This is a genomic window from Sinomonas sp., from assembly GCF_036848755.1.
In the GTDB taxonomy this organism is placed as follows: domain Bacteria; phylum Actinomycetota; class Actinomycetes; order Actinomycetales; family Micrococcaceae; genus Sinomonas.
Genome location: NZ_DAIUJO010000006.1, coordinates 27,590 through 45,691 on the forward strand (window position 1 = coordinate 27,590; position 18,102 = coordinate 45,691).

The 18,102-nt window shown below is 68.8% G+C and carries 13 protein-coding genes and 1 tRNA gene; 2 read left to right on the forward strand and 12 right to left on the reverse strand.

What is annotated here, in order from left to right:
- Window positions 1-7: 7 nt before the first annotated feature.
- Together V7053_RS01725 and polA are read right to left on the reverse strand one after the other, a co-directional pair.
- Window positions 8-1,303, reverse strand: a complete 1,296-nt coding sequence (locus V7053_RS01725) for a GNAT family N-acetyltransferase (RefSeq protein WP_334170536.1) — start codon at window positions 1,301-1,303, stop codon at window positions 8-10.
- A complete protein-coding gene (gene polA / locus V7053_RS01730) occupies window positions 1,303-3,936 on the reverse strand; it encodes a DNA polymerase I (RefSeq protein ID WP_443022484.1) in 2,634 nt (877 codons plus the stop codon). The genes V7053_RS01725 and polA overlap by 1 nt, the downstream gene beginning before the upstream one ends.
- A 103-nt stretch (window positions 3,937-4,039) precedes the next feature.
- On the opposite strand from polA, the gene V7053_RS01735 reads away from it, so the two are divergent.
- Complete coding sequence (locus V7053_RS01735) at window positions 4,040-4,567, forward strand: hotdog fold thioesterase (protein WP_443022483.1); 528 nt, start codon at window positions 4,040-4,042, stop codon at window positions 4,565-4,567.
- Here V7053_RS01735 and V7053_RS01740 read toward each other — a convergent pair.
- The 4 genes from V7053_RS01740 to V7053_RS01755 all read right to left on the reverse strand — a co-directional run bounded on the left by V7053_RS01740 (window position 4,552) and on the right by V7053_RS01755 (window position 6,739).
- On the reverse strand, window positions 4,552-5,091 hold the full coding sequence (locus V7053_RS01740; RefSeq protein ID WP_334170538.1) for a dihydrofolate reductase family protein: 540 nt from the start codon (window positions 5,089-5,091) through the stop codon (window positions 4,552-4,554). The genes V7053_RS01735 and V7053_RS01740 overlap by 16 nt on opposite strands.
- A gap of 33 nt (window positions 5,092-5,124) precedes the next feature.
- Window positions 5,125-5,349, reverse strand: coding sequence for a hypothetical protein (locus V7053_RS01745; protein WP_334170539.1), 225 nt, complete (start codon window positions 5,347-5,349; stop codon window positions 5,125-5,127).
- Entirely contained in the window at window positions 5,346-6,536 is a 1,191-nt protein-coding gene (locus tag V7053_RS01750; protein ID WP_334170540.1) for an inorganic phosphate transporter, read from the reverse strand. The genes V7053_RS01745 and V7053_RS01750 overlap by 4 nt, the downstream gene beginning before the upstream one ends.
- A gap of 121 nt (window positions 6,537-6,657) precedes the next feature.
- A tRNA-Leu gene (locus V7053_RS01755) sits at window positions 6,658-6,739 on the reverse strand.
- A 282-nt stretch (window positions 6,740-7,021) separates the two neighbouring features.
- Here V7053_RS01755 and V7053_RS01760 point away from each other — a divergent pair.
- The gene (locus V7053_RS01760) at window positions 7,022-7,579 is read left to right on the forward strand and encodes an ANTAR domain-containing response regulator (RefSeq protein WP_334170562.1); all 558 of its coding nucleotides are present in this window, start codon (window positions 7,022-7,024) and stop codon (window positions 7,577-7,579) included.
- 75 nt (window positions 7,580-7,654) lie between these two features.
- Here the strand turns inward: V7053_RS01760 and pyk are convergent, their stop codons facing one another.
- The 6 genes from pyk to trpB form a co-directional block, all read right to left on the reverse strand.
- Window positions 7,655-9,139 (reverse strand): pyruvate kinase, encoded by a 1,485-nt coding sequence (gene pyk / locus V7053_RS01765; protein ID WP_334170541.1) that lies wholly within the window; start codon window positions 9,137-9,139, stop codon window positions 7,655-7,657.
- A 129-nt stretch (window positions 9,140-9,268) separates the two neighbouring features.
- Window positions 9,269-10,726 carry a glutamate synthase subunit beta gene (locus V7053_RS01770; RefSeq protein ID WP_334170542.1) on the reverse strand — a complete coding sequence of 486 codons (1,458 nt, stop codon included), beginning with the start codon at window positions 10,724-10,726 and terminating at the stop codon, window positions 9,269-9,271.
- On the reverse strand, window positions 10,719-15,329 hold the full coding sequence (gene gltB, locus V7053_RS01775; protein ID WP_334170543.1) for a glutamate synthase large subunit: 4,611 nt from the start codon (window positions 15,327-15,329) through the stop codon (window positions 10,719-10,721). The genes V7053_RS01770 and gltB overlap by 8 nt, the downstream gene beginning before the upstream one ends.
- A gap of 132 nt (window positions 15,330-15,461) precedes the next feature.
- Window positions 15,462-15,629, reverse strand: a complete 168-nt coding sequence (locus tag V7053_RS01780) for a hypothetical protein (RefSeq protein ID WP_334170544.1) — start codon at window positions 15,627-15,629, stop codon at window positions 15,462-15,464.
- A 156-nt stretch (window positions 15,630-15,785) separates the two neighbouring features.
- Window positions 15,786-16,658 carry a tryptophan synthase subunit alpha gene (gene trpA, locus V7053_RS01785; protein ID WP_334170545.1) on the reverse strand — a complete coding sequence of 291 codons (873 nt, stop codon included), beginning with the start codon at window positions 16,656-16,658 and terminating at the stop codon, window positions 15,786-15,788.
- Window positions 16,655-18,022 (reverse strand): tryptophan synthase subunit beta, encoded by a 1,368-nt coding sequence (gene trpB, locus V7053_RS01790; RefSeq protein WP_443022485.1) that lies wholly within the window; start codon window positions 18,020-18,022, stop codon window positions 16,655-16,657. Before trpB ends, trpA begins: the two co-directional genes overlap by 4 nt.
- Window positions 18,023-18,102 lie beyond the last annotated feature (80 nt).

The window sequence follows — 18,102 nt, forward strand, 5'->3', positions numbered from 1 at the left end:
GGGCCGCTCAGAAGTGGGTGAGACAGTGCGCGGGGCGCTCGACGGCGAAGATCCGCTCCGCCTCGAGGGCGGCACCGGGATGCTCCTCGCTCACGCGCCCTGCCTCCCTCAGAATAGTCGCCCGGACGCCCCCTACGTACAACGACGCGAGTTCCGCAACGTCCAGCACGAGGTCCGGCAGCTCGCCGTCGGCGCGGGACACCTTCGCCGTCCCGCCCTCCACCGCCAGCCGGTACCGACCAGCTGCCATCCCGAGCCCGTCGACGACGTCGAGGACGAGCGACCCGTCCACGCCGTATCGCCGCGCCTCGAGCGCCGCCGGGACGTCGAGGATGCGCAGCCACAGCATGTCCTGCGCCGCCTCGGCGCGAAGGGCGCGCGCGTCCTCGAGCGCCCAGGCAAGGGGATCGTCGGCCGGGGCCTCGTTCCACACGACCCGGCGGACGAGGTCGAGCGAGCCGAGGAAGTCCCACAGCGCGAGGTACGCCTCCGGCGTCGCCGCGACGAGGTCCCGGACCTCCATCGTGGGCGGCTCGTGCTCCCAGCCCCGGAACGCGTAGGTGACGTAGCCGTCCGGAGTGCCGTCGACGTCGAAGTGCAGCGCCGCGCGAAGGGCCAGGTCATCCCCTCCCCCGTCCCGGTCCCAGAGGCCGGCGGCCGAATGGCGGTAGCGCTCCTGGCGGTCGACGGATCCCGGCGTCGCCCGGTGGGCGCGCTCGAACACCGATGGCGCAAGGTCGAAAAGGACCTCGGGCTCCGCGGCCTCCACTCGGCCGTCAGTCGGCACGGCGAGCTTGAAGGCGGGGCCCGTCGCGACCGTGACCCGGCGTTCGGCCGTCGCCACTCCGAAGCCGAAGCGACGGTAGATGGAAGCCTCGGACGCGGTGAGCGCGGCGATCGGGACGCCGTCGGCCTTCGCCCGCGCGAGGTCCTCCGTCATGAGCCGGCGGAGGAGGCCCCGGCGACGGTGGCTCGTGCGGACCGTCACGGCCGTCACCAGATGGGCCGGCACGAGCGCGCCGTAGCCGGCGTTGAGCGTCTTGCGGAACGTGGCGAAGGTCGCCACGGGGACCTCGGGGCCGAGCGCCCCGGCAGGGACCGGCCCCGTCTGGTACGCGCCCGTGAGCTCGCGTCCGTCGACCACGAACGCGGCCGCCGTCTTCGCGACCAGTTCCTCCGAACGCCGCTTCTCGTAGAAGCCTGCGCCGACGGCCCTGATCCAGTCGCGGGTCTGCCCGTAGCCCTCCTCGCCCCACTGCGACGGTCGGAACCGCCGAAGCTCGTAGTCCCCGGCGAGCGTCATCAGTGGCCGGCTTCGTTCCAGGTGCGGCCCACACCGACCTGCACGTCGAGCGGCACCGAGAGCTCGGCCGCGGACCCCATGCGCTCCACCACGGCCTCGCGGACGGCTGCCTCTTCGCCGGGGGCGACCTCGACGACGAGCTCGTCGTGGATCTGGAGGAGCAGCCGGGAAGCCAGCCCCCGAGCCTCGAGCTCGTGCTCGACGCCGAGCATCGCGAGTTTGATGATGTCCGCCGCCGAGCCCTGGATGGGAGAGTTGAGCGCGACCCGCTCGGCGACCTCGCGCCGCGCGCGGTCGGTGCTGTTGAGGTCCGGGAGGTAGCGGCGGCGTCCGAAGATCGTCGATGTGTAGCCGTCCTTGCGAGCCTGCTCGACCACGCCGCGCAGGTAGTCGCGGACGCCACCGAACCGGTCGAAGTAGTCCTTCATCAGGGTGCGCGCCTCGTCCACCGAGATGTCGAGCTGCTTCGAGAGCCCGAAGGAGGTCAGGCCGTACGCGAGGCCGTAGGACATGGCCTTGACCTTGGCCCGCATTTCCGACGTGACGTCGGTAGGGGCCACGTGGAAGATGCGCGAGCCGACGAAGCGGTGGAGATCCTCGCCCTCGCGGTACGCCTGGATCAGCCCTGCATCGTTCGAGAGGTGCGCCATGATGCGCATCTCGATCTGCGAGTAGTCCGCCGAGAGCAGCGACTCATAGCCCTCGCCGACCACGAACACGTCGCGGACGCGCCGCCCCTCCTCCGAACGGATCGGTATGTTCTGGAGGTTCGGATTGTTGGAGGACAGGCGCCCCGTCGCGGCGATGTTCTGCGCGTACGTCGTATGGATGCGCGAATCGGACGTCACTGACTTCTTGAGGGTCTCGACCATCTGCCGGAGCTTGCTCGACTCGCGGTGCGCCATGAGCCCCTCGAGGAACGGGTGCCCCGTCTTGTCGAGCAGCTCCTTGAGCGACGCGGCGTCCGTCGTGTAGCCCGTCTTGATCTTCTTGGTCTTCGGCAGCTCGAGCTCGTCGAAGAGTACTGTCTGGAGCTGCTTGGGCGAACCGAGGTTCACCTCGTGGCCGATCGCAGCGTACGCTCGCCCGGCCGCCTCCTCGCTCGCGCGGCCGAGAGCGCCCATGAGCGCATCGATCTGCTCCTTCGAGACGGCGATCCCGGCCCATTCCATGTCGAGCAGCACCCGTGCCAGCGGCAGCTCCATTTCGGCCAGGAGCGAGGCTGCCCCCACTTCGGCCAGCCGGGGGGCGAAATCCGCGCTGAGGGCCCGGACGACGGCGGCCTCCCGCACTAGCGCTCCTGCTGCCTCGTCGTCCCCCGCGAGGGAGAGCGCCAGCTGCCCGCTTGCGGGAGCCGAGCCGAGCTGGATGTCGAGGTGGTGCTGGGCGAGGTCGGCCAGGGCATAGCTCCGGCGGTCCGGCTCGATGAGATAGCCGGAGATCGAGACGTCGTCGACGACCCCCTCGAGCTCAACTCCGAGCGCGCGCAGGGCCTTCGCGGACTCCTTGTACTCGTGGATCGCCTTGGGCACAGCGGGGTCCGCGAGCCACTCTGCAAGCGGCGCCGGGAACACGCCGTCGACCGCAAGATAGACCGCCTCGCCATGCGAGGCGAGGGCGACGGCGGTCGCCTCCTGGCGCTCCCCCGCCGGCTCGGCGCGGACTGCGACAGCGACGGGCACGGCGCCCGCGGCGCTCGCGAGGCGCGCGAGCGCCGAAGGAAGCTCGGCTTCGGCCGGGCTGGTGTACTCGGGCACCTCGAAGACGTCGGTGCCCGAGGCCTCGGGCTCGGTCGCGAAGATCTCGTAGACGCGGGCCCGGAGGTTCTTGAACTCGAGCTCGTCGAAGAGCGATTCGACGGCCGCGGTGTCCGGCTCGGGCGAGGCCAGCTCGTCGAGCGCGACCGGGAGCTCGAGGTCCGTGATGAGCCGGTTGAGGCGGCGGTTCCGTTCGACCGCCTGGAGGTTCTCGCGCAGGCTCTCACCAGCCTTGCCCTTGATCTCGCCCGCGTGTTCGAGGACCCCCTCGAGCCCGTCGTACTGCGTGATCCACTTCGCAGCCGTCTTGGGACCCACTCCCGGGACCCCGGGGAGGTTGTCCGCCGACTCGCCCACGAGCGCCGCGAGGTCTGGGTAACGGGCGGGCGGAACGAGGTACTTCTCCTCGATCGCGGTGGCGTCCATGCGCGGGATGTCGCTCACGCCCTTGCGCGGGTACAGGACCGAGACGTGGTCGTTGACGAGCTGGAAGGTGTCCCGGTCGCCCGAGACGAGGTAGACCTCCATGCCCGCATCCGCGCCCTGGGACGCGAGTGTCGCGAGGATATCGTCCGCCTCGTAGCCGGGGAGCTCGAGCGTGCGGATGCCGAGCGCCTGCATGACGCGCTTGATGAGGTCGATCTGGCCGCGGAACTCGGACGGCGTCTCATTGCGCCCGCCCTTGTACTCGCTGTATTCCGCCTTGCGGTGAGTCGTCTCGTCGCTCACGTCGAACGCCACTGCAACGTGGGTGGGCTTCTGATCCCGCATGAGGTTGATGAGCATCGAGGTGAAGCCGTGGACCGCGTTCGTGTGCTGCCCCTCGGCATTCCGGAAGCTCTCGGCAGGGAGGGCGAAGAACGCACGGAAGGCCATGGAATGGCCGTCGACGACGAGGAGCCGGCGGGGCTCCCCCTGAGGATCGAGGACGACAGTCTCGGCTTTGCTCGTTTGACTCACGGGTGCCAGCCTAGTGGGCATGCACACGAAAGACACTCACGGCGGCGCACCCCTCCCGGGGGCCCCGGGCCGCGGCCTGCCGGCCCGTCACGAGCGGGAAGTCATGGACGCAGGCGTCCCCGATCACCTCCGTGCCTGGCTTGCTGAGAGCGGGGTTGGAGCCCTCGTCGTGAAACTGGGGATTGTGTTCGAGGAACTCGGTCCCGAGCGCTCCGTCGCGACCATGCCGGTCGAGGGGAACACTCAGCTCGCGGGCATCCTGCACGGCGGTGCGAGCGCAGCGCTGGCGGAGACGCTCGGATCGTTCGCGGCGACTCTCCATGCCGGCCCTGGACGCATCGCGATGGGGGTCGACCTCAACGCCACCCACCATCGACCGGTCTCTGCGGGGATCGTCCGGGGCGTCTGCACCGCGAACCACCTGGGCCGCACCATGACCTCGCACGAAGTCGTCATCGAGGACGAGTCGGGGCATCGGATCTGCACCGCGAGAATCACCAATCTGCTCCGCGACCTGCCGGCACGGGACGCTCAGGCGACCCGATAGTCCAGTTCCACCGTGCCATCCCGCTGGGTGATGCCTTCGAGCCGGAAGTCGCGCGGCGCTGCGAGCGGACGCGCACCGAAGAGCGGCACGCCTCCGCCCAGCGCCACGGGCACGAGGGTCACGACGACGCGGTCCACGAGCCCGGCCGCTAGGAACTGCCCCGCGAGGTTCCCGCCGCCCACGAGGTACACATCCTTGTCCCCCGCGTCCCGGCGCAGCTCGCCTTCGAACTCCGTCACCGCCCCGCGAACGCCGACGACGTCGGCGCCGTCCTCCGCTGCATGCTCCTGGTGGCTGAAGACCCAGCAGGGTGCGGTGTAGGACCACTCGCCGGGGTGGTGCTCACGAATCCACTCGTAGGTCGCGCCGCCCATGACCACGCAGCCGACGCCGCGCTCGAACTCGCGATAGGAAGCGCCGAGGCCCTCCACGTCGTCGAACTTCTCGAGCCAGGCCAGCCCCCCGCCGTCCTGGGCGATGTAGCCGTCGAGGCTCGCCCCCACGTAGTAAACGAACTCCGCCATGGCCACACCCTAGGCGAGCCGGAGCGAGGCCTGCTAGGGATGGAAATACGGCACGATGAGGTACACGCCGTACAGGACGGCCGCCCCGGAGAGCGCGTAGCACGCGCGGCTCGCGGCGGCCAGCCAGCGCCGATTCGCGCGGACGGGATCCTCGCTCTCGGCCCGCAGGCGCACTCCGAGCGCGAAGAACAGCACGATGCAGCCTGCGCCGAGGACCGTCGCCACCGCGACGACGAGAAACGCTCCCCCGTCGATCATCGCAGGTCCCCCTTCGGCGAGCGCTTGCGGGGCGGGAAGCTGACGGCTTCGCTCGCTTCCTCAACCTCCACTACGTTGTGGTGGCCCACTCGCTGGCGGCGGTTCAGCAGGAACATCCACCCGATGGCAGCCGCCCCGACGACGGTGATGGCGATGACCCCCAGCGGTCCGAGCCCGATGACGACGGCGGCCAACCCCCCAACGACGGCGGCGGCGGGCAAGGTCAGAATCCAGCCCACGGCGATCCGGCCCGCGGTGCCCCAGCGGATGGAGGTCCCACGGCGGCCGAGGCCTGAGCCGATCACGGAACCGCTCGTGACCTGGGTCGTAGAGAGGGCGAACCCCAGATGCGACGACGCAAGGATCGCTGCGGCAGTACTGGACTCCGAGGAGAAGCCTTGCGCGGGCCGCACTTCCGTCAGGCCGGTTCCGACCGTGCGGATGATCCGCCACCCGCCCGCGTAGGTGCCGAGGCCGATGGCGGCGGCGCACACGACGATCACCCACCACTGAGGACCGCTTCCCGGTGTCTGTGCGCCGGCGGAGATGAGCAGGAGGGTAATGATCCCCATGGTCTTCTGGGCGTCGTTCGTCCCGTGGGACAGCGCCACGAGGCTCGAGGTGAAGATCTGGCCGACGCGGAAGCCCGCACGCCCCTGATGCAGCTTCTGCCCGGTTTCAGGGTCTCGGCGCGCGGTGACGGCATAAGCGATGCGTGTGCAGACCCATGCCGAGAGGCCCGCGATGACGGGCGCCGCGACGGCTGGCAGGATGACCTTCGAGATGATGCTCGGGAAGTTCACCGCCGAGACGCCGATGCCGACGACGGCAGCGCCGATGAGCCCCCCGAACAGCGCGTGGGAGGAACTCGACGGGAGGCCCCGCAGCCACGTGAACATGTTCCACAGCACGGCGCCGATGAGCCCGGCGAAGATGAGGTCCGGCGTGATGTGGACGCCGGGCGAGCCCTCGCGGATGATGCCGCTCGAGATGGTCTTCGCCACTTCGGTCGAGAGGAAGGCGCCCACGAGGTTGAGCACGGACGCGAGCGCGACGGCGGGCCGGGGCTTGATCGCGCCCGTCGCGATCGGTGTCGCCATGGCGTTCGCGGTGTCGTGGAAGCCGTTCGTGAAGTCGAAGAAGAGCGCCAGTGCGATGACGAGCGCGATCATGGCGGTGATATCCACCCGGGTTCCCATCGGAGATCGACGTTGTGGGGGCGCCGTGCTCCCGCCGCCTGCGTTCACCTGGAGTTCACCGTCCGGATGCCGCGGGTTCACCTTGCGCCGAGGATCCATCCTATACCGGTGCCCGAGGAGGGACTCGAACCCTCACACCTTTCGATACCGCATTTTGAGTGCGGCGCGTCTGCCGATTCCGCCACTCGGGCCTTCCCGCGCGAGCCCCTCCCGGAGCGGCCGCGCGGCACTACTCTACAGGCCCGAGAGGCGCCCCGTCGTCCACGACCAGTCCGCCGCCGGCCCAGCGACTCCGCCGGCAACTCGCCCGCAAACTGCGCAGACGCAACGCGCCCCGGTAGGATCGTGGTAAGTCCAGCCCGAATCTGCAGCAAGGAGCCCGAGTGTCCGAGAAGACGTCGGAGAAGACAGCCAAGCCCACGCCGTCGCCCAAGAGCGCCGCGCCGTCGGACAGGGCGCATGCCGCGCGTCGCGTGGTCGTTGCGGAGGACGAGACGCTCATCCGCCTCGACATCATCGAGATCCTGCGAGGCGAAGGCTTCGACGTGGTCGGCGAGGCCGACAACGGCGAGAAGGCCGTCGCGCTCGCGGAGGAACTCCGCCCTGACCTGGTGCTCATGGACGTCAAGATGCCCGTCATGGACGGCATCACGGCCGCCGAGAAGATCGTGAAGGCACGGATCGCGCCAGTCGTCCTCCTCACCGCGTTCAGCCAGAAGGAGCTCGTCGAGCGGGCGCGGGACGCCGGGGCCATGGCCTACGTCGTCAAGCCGTTCACCCCGAACGATCTGGTCCCGGCCATCGAGATCGCCCTGTCCCGCCACGAGGAGATCCGTTCCCTCGAGGCCGAGGTCACGGATCTCCAGGAGCAGTTCGCCACGCGCAAGCTCGTCGAGCGGGCCAAGAGCCTGCTCATGACGAAGATGGGGCTCACCGAGCCTGAGGCGTTCCGCTGGATCCAGAAGACGTCGATGGACCGTCGTCTCAGCATGCGCGAGGTGGCCGAGACCATCATCAGCCAGGTGAGCTGAACTCCGGACTCGGAAGCGACGAGGGCGGCACCCGGTGGGTGCCGCCCTCGTCGTCTGACGGGCTGTCGCGGAGGATCAGACCTCGGGCCAGGGACCGACTTGCTCACGGGTCGGCTTGACGGCGCCGTCGAGCAGCTGCCCCGCGTCAGCGAGGTCGCCGACCTTGTGGACGCGCAGCGCGTTGGTCGACCCGGCGACGCCGGGAGGCGAGCCCGCGGCGACCACCACGATGTCGTTGGGCTGAGCCATTCCGGCGCGCAGAAGGTACTCGTCCACCTGCGCGATCATCTGGTCGGTGTGCTCGGCGAATTCCACCATGCGGGGCTGAATGCCCCAGCACAGGCTCAGGATGTTGAGCGTCGAGGTCAGCGGGGTGAACGCGAAGATCGGCTTCTGCGGCCGGAGGCGGCTGAGCCGCCGGGCGGAGTCGCCCGACTGCGTGAAGGTGCAGATGTACTTCGCATCCAGCTGGTCCGCAATCGTGACCGCGGCGCGAGTGATCGCCCCGCCTCGCGTCTTCGGCTGGGAGCCGAGGGGCGGGACCCGCTCGAGACCGTGGTCCTCGGTCGACTCGATGATCTTCGCCATCGTCCGGACCGTCTCGATGGGGTAGGCCCCCACGCTCGTCTCGCCCGAGAGCATGACCGCATCGGCGCCGTCGAGCACGGCGTTCGCGCAGTCGGACGCCTCCGCGCGCGTCGGCCGAGGATTCTCGATCATCGACTCGAGCACCTGCGTGGCGACGATGACGGGCTTCGCCCACCGACGGGCAAGCTCGATCGCCCGCTTCTGCACCAGCGGAACCTCCTCGAGCGGAAGCTCCACACCCAGATCGCCGCGCGCGACCATGATCGCGTCGAAGGCGTCGATGATCTCGTGGAGCTGGTCGACGGCCTGGGGCTTCTCGATCTTCGCGATGACGGGGACCCGCCGGCCCTCCTCGTCCATGATGGCGTGGACGCGGTCGACGTCCTTCGCATCGCGGACGAACGAGAGGGCGATGAAGTCCACGCCGCGCTTGAGCGCCCAGCGGAGATCCTTCTCGTCCTTGTCGCTCAACGCCGGAACGTTCACCGCGACGCCAGGGAGGTTGATGCCCTTGTTGTTGGACACCATCCCGCCCACGACGACCTCGGTGACGACCTTGACGTCGTCGACAGCCGTCGCGCGCAGCGCGACCTTGCCGTCGTCGATCAGGAGCGTGTCGCCGACCGAGACGTCCTCGGTCAGGCTCCTGAGCGTCGTCGAGCAGATCTCCTTCGTCCCCGGGACGTCCTCGGTCGTGATCGTGAAGACATCGCCGGGAGCCAGCTCGTACGGGCCGTCGACGAAGCGGCCGAGGCGGATCTTCGGACCCTGCAGGTCCGCCATGATCCCAACGGCCTTGTGCAGCTCCGCCGACGCCTTCCGCACATTCTCGTAGGTCGCGTCATGCACGGTGTAGTCGCCGTGGCTCATGTTGAGCCTGGCCACGTCGACGCCGGCCTCGATCACTGCGAGGGTCTTCTCGTAGCTCGAGATGGCCGGCCCAAACGTGGCAACGATTTTCGCTCGTCTCATATACCTCACCCTAGGGGTTGTGTGGTGAACGTGGATGTCTGGGGGATGAACTTCACGGATTCCGCCGGAGCGGAATGGATCGGACAGAGCACAGGGTCCCCCTTTGTCCTCGGGACCCCGAAACGTGCATCAGAGGACGGAGATCGCGCGGTCCGTCGGGGCCACCGGCGCCGGGAGAATCGTGCTGCCCATGAGGAACTTGTCGACCTCCGCGGCGCACGCCCGGCCCTCGGCGATCGCCCACACGATGAGCGACTGGCCGCGGCCGGCGTCGCCCGCGACGAAGACCCCCGGCGTGGCCGTCATGTACTCGCCGTCTCGACCGACATTGCCGCGCTCGTCGAACGGGGCGTTGATCTGCTCGGGCAGTCCGTTCTCCTCGGCCCCCGTGAAGCCGAGGGAGAGGAGGACGAGGTCCGCCGGAATGACCCGCTCCGTCCCAGCCTTCGGAAGACGTCGACCGTCCACATACTCCGTCTCGGCGACCTTGAGGCCTGTCACCTTGCCATCGGTGCCGATGTACTCGACGGTCGACGCGAGATAGGTCCGCTCGCCGCCCTCTTCGTGGGCGCTCGCGACCTCGAAGAGCGTCGGGAACATCGGCCACGGCTGGTGGCCGGGACGCTCCGACGGCGGCTGCTTGCCGATCGCGAGAGTCGTGACCGACGCCGCCTGCTGGCGGTGGGCGGTCCCGAGGCAGTCGGCCCCCGTGTCGCCGCCGCCGAGGATCACGACGTGCTTGCCACGGGCGTCGATCTGGTTCTCGACCGGGTCGCCCGCGACGGCATGGTTGGCCTGCACGAGGTACTCCATCGCGAAGTGGACCCCATCAAGCTCGCGCCCAGGGATCCTGAGGTCGCGCGGAACGGTCGCGCCCGTTGCGATGACGACAGCGTCGTACCGGCGGCGCAGCTGATCCCAGCTCACGTCGCGGCCGACCTCGACGCCGGCCCGGAACCGGGTGCCCTCGGCCTTCATCTGCTCGAGACGACGGTCCAGGATCTCCTTCTCCATCTTGAAGTCGGGAATGCCGTACCGCAGGAGTCCGCCGATCCGGTCGTCGCGCTCGTACACGGCGACCGTGTGGCCCACCCGTGTGAGCTGCTGCGCGGCGGCAAGGCCGGCCGGGCCGGAGCCGACGACGGCTACGGTCTTCCCGGTGAGGCGGGCTGGCGGCAGAGGCTCGACGTAGCCGCCCTCGAAGGCCTGCTCCGCGATCGAGACCTCGATCTGCTTGATCGTCACGGCAGGCTGGTTGATGCCCAGCACGCAGGCCGACTCACACGGGGCCGGGCACAGCCGACCGGTGAATTCCGGGAAATTGTTCGTCGCGTGCAGGCGCTCGCTGGCGTCCTGCTCCTTGCCCCGCCACGTGAGGTCGTTCCACTCCGGAATGAGGTTACCGAGGGGGCACCCGTGGTGGCAGAAAGGGACACCGCAGTCCATGCACCTGGCGGCCTGACGCTTGAGGACGCCGTTCTCCTGCGCCTCGTAGACCTCCTTCCAGTCCATGATGCGGACGGGGACGGGACGGCGCGGCTGCGTCTCACGCTGCCGAACCTTCAGGAATCCGCGTGGATCAGCCACCGGTCACCTCCAGAATGCGAGACCAAACTTCTTCCCCGTCCGGGTCCAGGCCCTCCTCGAGGGCACTGAGACGGGTCTGCTGGACCGCCGCATAGTCGCGGGGCAGCACCTTCGTCATGCGGGCCGCCGTGTCGTCGAAATTGTCGAGCAGGCGCTGACCCAGCTGCGAGCCCGTCTCCTCCACGTGCTTGGCGATGAGGTTGCGCACAATGTCGCGGTCCTCGTCATCGAGTTCGAGGAGCGTGAGCTCGCCCGAATCGAGTGCCTGGGTGTTGACCTTGGTAGCCTCGAGGTCGAGCACGAACGCCGTACCGCCGGACATGCCTGCCCCGAAGTTGCGTCCCGTGCGGCCCAGAATGACCGCCTGGCCACCCGTCATGTACTCGCACCCGTGGTCGCCGATGCCTTCGACGACGGCGGTCGCGCCCGAGTTGCGCACGAGGAACCGCTCGCCGACCATGCCCCGGAGGAAGATCTCCCCGCTCGTGGCGCCGTAGCCGATCACGTTGCCCGCGATCACGTTGTCCTCGGCCGGGAACACGTTGGTCCGGTCGGGACGGACGATGACGCGGCCGCCGGAGAGGCCCTTCGCGACATAGTCGTTCGAGTCGCCGAACAGCCGCAACGTGATCCCCGCGGGGAGGAAGGCCGCAAGCGACTGTCCCGCGGTGCCAGTGAGCGTCACGTCGATCGTGTCGGTTGCGAGCGTGTCGGTGCCGAAGGTGCGGGTGACCTCGTGGCCGAGCATCGTCCCCACGGACCGGTCTGTGTTGACGACCGGGAGGCTGATCTTGACCGGGCTGCGGTCCGTGAGCGCCTCCTGCGCCATCTCGATGAGCTGGACGTCGAAGTGCTTGTCGAGCTCGTGGTTCTGGCCCGTCGTGTTGCGCAGCGGCGCGTCCTCGTCGAAGTCCAGGCCCGCGAGGATCGGCGTGAGATCGAGCCCCTCGGCCTTCCAGTGGTCGATCGCGTCCTTCGTGTCGAGGAACTCCGAGCGTCCGATTGCCTCTTCAAGCGAACGGAAGCCGAGCTCGGCCAGGATCTCGCGGATCTCCTCGGCGATGAACTCGAAGAAGTTCACCACGAACTCGGGCTTGCCGGTGAAGCGCGCCCGCAGCTCGGGATTCTGGGTGGCGACCCCCACCGGGCACGTGTCCAGATGGCACACGCGCATCATGATGCAGCCCGAGACGACGAGCGGAGCGGTGGCGAATCCGTACTCCTCAGCCCCGAGCAGCGCCGCGATGACGACGTCGCGCCCCGTCTTGAGCTGGCCGTCGACCTGAACCACGACGCGGTCTCGAAGCCCGTTGAGCATGAGGGTCTGCTGGGTTTCGGCGAGGCCGAGTTCCCACGGCACCCCGGCATGCTTGAGCGAGTTGAGCGGCGAGGCTCCAGTCCCGCCGTCGTGCCCCGACACGAGGACGACGTCGGCCTTTGCCTTGGTCACACCGGCGGCGACCGTGCCGATCCCCACCTCGGAGACGAGCTTGACGTGGACGCGCGCGCTCGGGTTGGAGCGCTTGCAGTCGTAGATGAGCTGCGCGAGATCCTCGATCGAGTAGATGTCGTGGTGCGGTGGCGGCGAGATGAGCGTCACGCCCGGGGTCGAGTGCCGCGTCCGCGCCACCCAGGGGTAGACCTTCTGGGCCATGAGCTGACCGCCCTCGCCGGGCTTGGCGCCCTGGGCCATCTTGATCTGGATGTCGGTCGCGTTGGTCAGGTACAGGCTGGTCACACCGAAGCGGCCGGAAGCGACCTGCTTGATGGCGGAGCGCCGTTCGGGATCGAGCAGGCGGTCGACGTCCTCACCGCCCTCGCCGGTGTTCGAGCGGGCACCCAGGCGATTCATCGCGATCGCGAGGGTCTCGTGAGCTTCCTTGGAGATGGACCCGTAGCTCATCGCGCCCGTCGAGAACCGCCTGACGATGCTCGAGACCGACTCGACCTCGTCGATCGGGACGGCCGGACGCAGACCCGCGCGGAACGCAAGAAGGCCGCGCAGCGTCATGAGGTTCTTCGACTGGTCGTCGACCCCCGTGGTGTAGGCCTTGAAGACGTCATAGCGGCGCTCACGCGTCGCGTGCTGCAGGCGGAAGACCGTCTCCGGGTTGAACAGATGCGGCTCGCCGTCGCGACGCCACTGGTACTCCCCGCCGTTCATGAGCGCCCGATGCGGCTGCTCGATGCCCGACGCCGGGTAGGCCATCTCGTGTCGTGCCGCGACTTCCGCCGCGACGACGTCGAGCCCGACCCCGCCGAGCTGGCTGTGCGTCCCAGCGAAGAACTCGTCGACCAGGTCCTGCGACAGGCCGAGCGCCTCGAAAGTCTGCGCACCGCAGTACGAGGCAACGGTCGAGATGCCCATCTTGGACATGATCTTGAGCACGCCCTTGCCGAGGCCCTTGATGAGGTTGTAGACCCCGTCCTCGGGCGTCACGCCAGGCAGGTCGCCCGAGCGGATGAGCTCCTCGACGGACTCCATCGCGAGGTAGGGGTTCACCGCAGACGCACCGTAGCCGATGAGCACCGCCACGTGGTGCACCTCGCGGACGTCGCCGGCCTCGACGACGAGCGCGGTCTTCGTGCGGTTCGCGCTGCGCAGGAGGTGATGGTGGACGGCGGAGACCAGGAGCAGCGACGGGATCGGAGCCCACTGCGCGTTCGAGTCGCGGTCGGACAGCACGACGTACTGCACGCCGCGGTTGATGGCTCCGGAAACCTGCTCGCAGATCTCGGTCAGCCGCGCCCGCAGTGCGGCTTCGCCGCCTTCAGGCCGATAGAGGCCCCGGACCTTGATCGCGATCCGGTCGCCCTGGGCGTTTTCGATGTTCGCGATCTTCGCCAGCTGGTCGTTGTTGATCACCGGGAACGGCAGGATGACCTGCTTCTCCTTGACCTGCCCCATGCTGAGGAGATTGCCGTTCGGGCCGATCGCGCCGTTGAGGCTCGTGACGAGCTCCTCGCGGATTGCATCGAGCGGCGGGTTCGTGACCTGCGCGAAGGACTGGACGAAGTAGTCGAACAGCAGCCGCGGCCGCTTCGAGAGGACGGCCACCGGAGTGTCGGAGCCCATGGCGCCGATCGGCTCGGCGCCCGTGCGGGCCATCGGACCGACGAGGATGCGCAGCTCTTCCTGCGTGTAGCCGAAGGTACGCTGGCGCACGTTGACGGACTGCGGGGTGTGGATGACGTGCTCGCGCTCGGGGAGGTCGGCGAGGCGGATGACGTTCTGGTCAACCCACTCCTGCCAGGGGTTCGCGCCCGCGACCTCTGCCTTGACCTCGGCGTCCTCGATGATGCGTCCGGCCTCGGTGTCCACGACGAACATCTTGCCCGGCGCGACGCGGCCCTTCTTGACGATCTTCGCCGGCTCGACATCGACGACGCCGACCTCCGATGCGAAGACGACGAGGCCGTCCTCGGTGACCCAATAGCGGCACGGGCGCAGGCCATTGCGGTCCAGCGTGGCGCCCACGAGCGAGCCGTCCGTGAACGAGACGGCGGCGGGACCGTCCCACGGCTCCATCAGGAGGGAGTGGTACTCGTAGAAGGCCCGGCGGGCAGGATCCATCGTCGCGTGGTTCTCCCACGCCTCGGGGATCATCATCATGATCGCGTGCGTGATCGGGCGCCCGGAGAGCCACAGGAGCTCTGCGACCTCGTCGAAGGAGGCCGAGTCGGACGCGCCCGGGGTGCAGATCGGGAAGAGCTCCTCAGGGACCTCCCCGAGGAGTGGGCTCGAGAGCTGCGACTGGCGGGCACGCATCCAGTTGCGGTTGCCCTTGACCGTGTTGATCTCCCCGTTGTGGGCGATGGTGCGGAAGGGCTGGGCGAGCGGCCACGAGGGGAAGGTGTTCGTCGAGAAGCGCGAGTGGACGATGGCGAGCTTGGTCGCGAAGCGATCGTCCGAGAGGTCCGGGTAGAACGGCTCGAGCTGCGCGGTGGTCAGCATTCCCTTGTAGACGATCGTGCGCGACGAAAGCGACGGGAAGTACACGCCGTGCTTGTTCTGCGCGCGCTTGCGGATACGCCACACCCGCGCGTCGAGATCGTTGCGGTCGAGCTGCTCCCCCGTCGCGGAGACGAAGAAGGGCTGCGCGAAGCGCGGCATGCACGCACGCGCCATCGCCCCGACAAGCTCGGCCACTATCGGGACTTCGCGCCAACCGAGGACCTTGAGCCCTTCGGCTTGGGCCAGGGCCTCGATGCCTGCGCGGGCCGCGGCATCCTCGCGATCCTCGGCAGGAAGGAATGCGATGCCCACGGCGTACTGCCCGAGCACGGGCAGCTCGAAGTCGACGGTTGCGCGGAAGAACTCGTCGGGAAGCTGAAGGAGGATGCCAGCGCCGTCGCCCGTACCTTCATCGGCGCCGACGGCCCCGCGGTGCTCGAGGGCGCGCAGCGCGTGGAGCGCGGCATCGACGATGTCGTGCCCGCCTTCGCCGCGGAGCGTCGCGACGATCGCGAGACCGCACGCGTCCTTCTCCTGCTCCGCACGGTAGAGCCCTGCGGACGTCGGAAGGGACGAGAACCGCTCGAACGGCGAGACCGCCTCTGCGGGCAGGTGCTCGACGGCGGTGCCGTGTGTCGGGTGAGTCATGACGAAACGTCCTTCCTCCTGATCGATTCGCGACAGGGGACAACGCTGGCCCCGCGTTGCTGGCCACGACGGGACCCAGCACGGCGCTGATTACTGGAAATTGTAGGGGCGGCGCCGCGCCGCCGAACAGCGTCAGGTGCCTCCTACGTCGGTCCGGCGGAAGTGCTCCCGCGGCCGGTGGTCCACGTCCTTGTGGTGCGAGCGTCGCTTGCGGGCGGTGGCCCGGGGCGGAGCGAGCGGGGCTGAACCCTGTTCGCCGTCGTCCTCCGCTGAAAGCGTCGCGTCCTGAGTGCGGGACACGGCTCATTGGAGACGGCTCGATGTTTCGCCAGATTACCACGGTCGCCGCATACCGAGACGGTTCCGTCCGCATGCTGGATGGGCATGGCCTCCCCTGCGTGCTGTGTTACGATTTGCGGCTTCTGCCTCCTCTCGGGAGAGGAGGCCAAGCCGTCGTCAGGCGTGTGCGGAGCGCACGAGACCGCCGCTCAGCTCAGCGGTGAGACGGCCGACAGCGTCGGCGCCTCCATCCCTCAGAGCGCTCACGATGGCGGTTCCGACAATGACGCCGTCCGCGTAGGCGGCGATCTCGCGCACGTGGTCCGCGTTCGAGACGCCGAGCCCGACGCACACGCGTTCGGCACCCGCCGCGCGGGCCTCGGCAACCACGCGCTGGGCGCTCTCGTCGACGGCGGCACGGGCGCCTGTCACGCCCATGAGCGAAACGGCGTAGGTGAAGCCCCGCGTCGCAGCGACGGTCATCGCCATCCGTTCCGCGGTGGTGGACGGCGCGACGAGGAAGACTCGGTCAAGACCGTACTTGTCGGAAGCTTCGAACCACTCCGCTGCCTCGTCGGGAATGAGGTCCGGGGTGATGAGCCCCGCTCCCCCGGCTTCGGCGAGCCGACGCGCGAATTCGTCGACGCCCATGCGCATGACCGGGTTCCAGTACGTCATGACGAGGACGGCGGCCTCGGTCGCGTCGGTCACAGCCTTGACGACGTCGAACACGCTCGCGACGTGGAAGCCGTTTTCGAGGGCCTCGGTCGTCGCCGCCTGGATCACGCTCCCGTCCATCACCGGATCGGAATAGGGGATGCCGATCTCGATCACGTCGGCCCCGTTGCGGGCGAGCGCGATCGCCGCGTCGATGCTGCCTTGGACCGTGGGGAACCCCGCGGGAAGGTAGCCCACGAGGGCCGCCCGGCCCTCGGCCCTCGCGCGGTCGATGGCAGCCGCGGCCTTGCTCGCCGTGGTCGTCTGGCTCACGCCCTGGGCAGTTCCGCGCTGCGCGGCCTGCTGCTGCGTAGGTTGCTCCGTCGCGCTCATGCCAACTCCTCCACCGCGCCGGTGCCCTCGCCCGGCACGAAGCCCCTGGGGCGCCGCGTCGAGAGCGTCGTCCCCTTCACCTGACCGTTCTCGTCGAGCATGCCGAACCATTCGGCTGCCGTCTGGACGTCCTTGTCGCCGCGCCCCGAGAGGTTCACGATCACGATGCGATCGGCGGGATTGCCGCCTTCAGCCGCGAGGCGCTGGCCCACCTTGATCGCGCCGGCCAGCGCGTGCGAAGACTCGATGGCGGGGATGATGCCCTCGGTCCGGCAGAGGATGCTGAAGGCCTCCATCGCCTCGGTGTCCGTGATCGGTTCATAGGTGGCACGACCGATGTCGTGGAGATACGAATGCTCGGGTCCGACCCCGGGGTAGTCAAGGCCCGCGGAGATGGAGTGCGACTCGATCGTCTGCCCATCCTGGTCCTGCATGAGGTAGGAGCGCGCGCCGTGGAGCACGCCGGGACGGCCCAGCGTGATGGTCGCCGCGTGGCGCCCCGTCTCGACGCCTTCGCCGCCGGCCTCGAAGCCATAGAGCCGGACTGAGGGATCGTCGAGGAAGCCGTGGAAGATCCCGATCGCGTTCGAGCCGCCGCCTACGCACGCACAGACAGCGTCGGGGAGCTGACCGGTCTGCTCGAGGATCTGCTCGCGTGCCTCTTCGCCGATCACCTCGTGGAAGAAGCGGACCATGGCGGGGAAGGGATGCGCGCCGGCTGCGGTGCCGAGCAGGTAGTGAGTGGTCCGGACGTTCGCGACCCAGTCGCGGAGCGCGTCGTTGATGGCGTCCTTGAGCGTCTGGGAGCCGTTCGTGACGGGGACGACGGTGGCACCGAGAAGCTGCATGCGCGCGACATTGAGGGCCTGCCGGCGGCAGTCTTCCGCGCCCATGTACACGACGCACTCGAGGCCGAGGAAGGCCGCCGCCGTTGCACTCGCAACCCCGTGCTGACCGGCACCGGTCTCGGCGATGATCCGCGTCTTGCCCATGCGCTTCGCCAGGAGTGCCTGCCCGAGCACGTTGTTGATCTTGTGCGAGCCGGTGTGGTTGAGGTCCTCGCGCTTGAGGAAGACCCGGACCCCACCCGCGTGCTGGGAGAACCGCTTGGCCTCCGTGAGGAGCGAGGGTCGCCCCGAGTAGGTGCGGTTGAGCTCGGCGATCTGGGCGAGGAAGTCCGGATCCTGCTTCGCCTTCTCGAACGTCTCCTCGAGCTCGTCGAGGGCCGCGATGAGCGACTCAGGCATCCACCGTCCGCCGTAGGCTCCGAAATAGGGGCCCGGGGCATGCCGCAGGCTGCCCGAGAGGAAGGCGTCGGCCGGGTGGGCCTCCGCCTCGTTCGTCGCAGCGCCAAGGGCGTTCACGCCCGGCACAGATGCTTCTGGCGCGTTCTCGGCCACCAGTCTCTCCATCCTTGTCGAAGTCCGCCGGAATGGGACGTCCG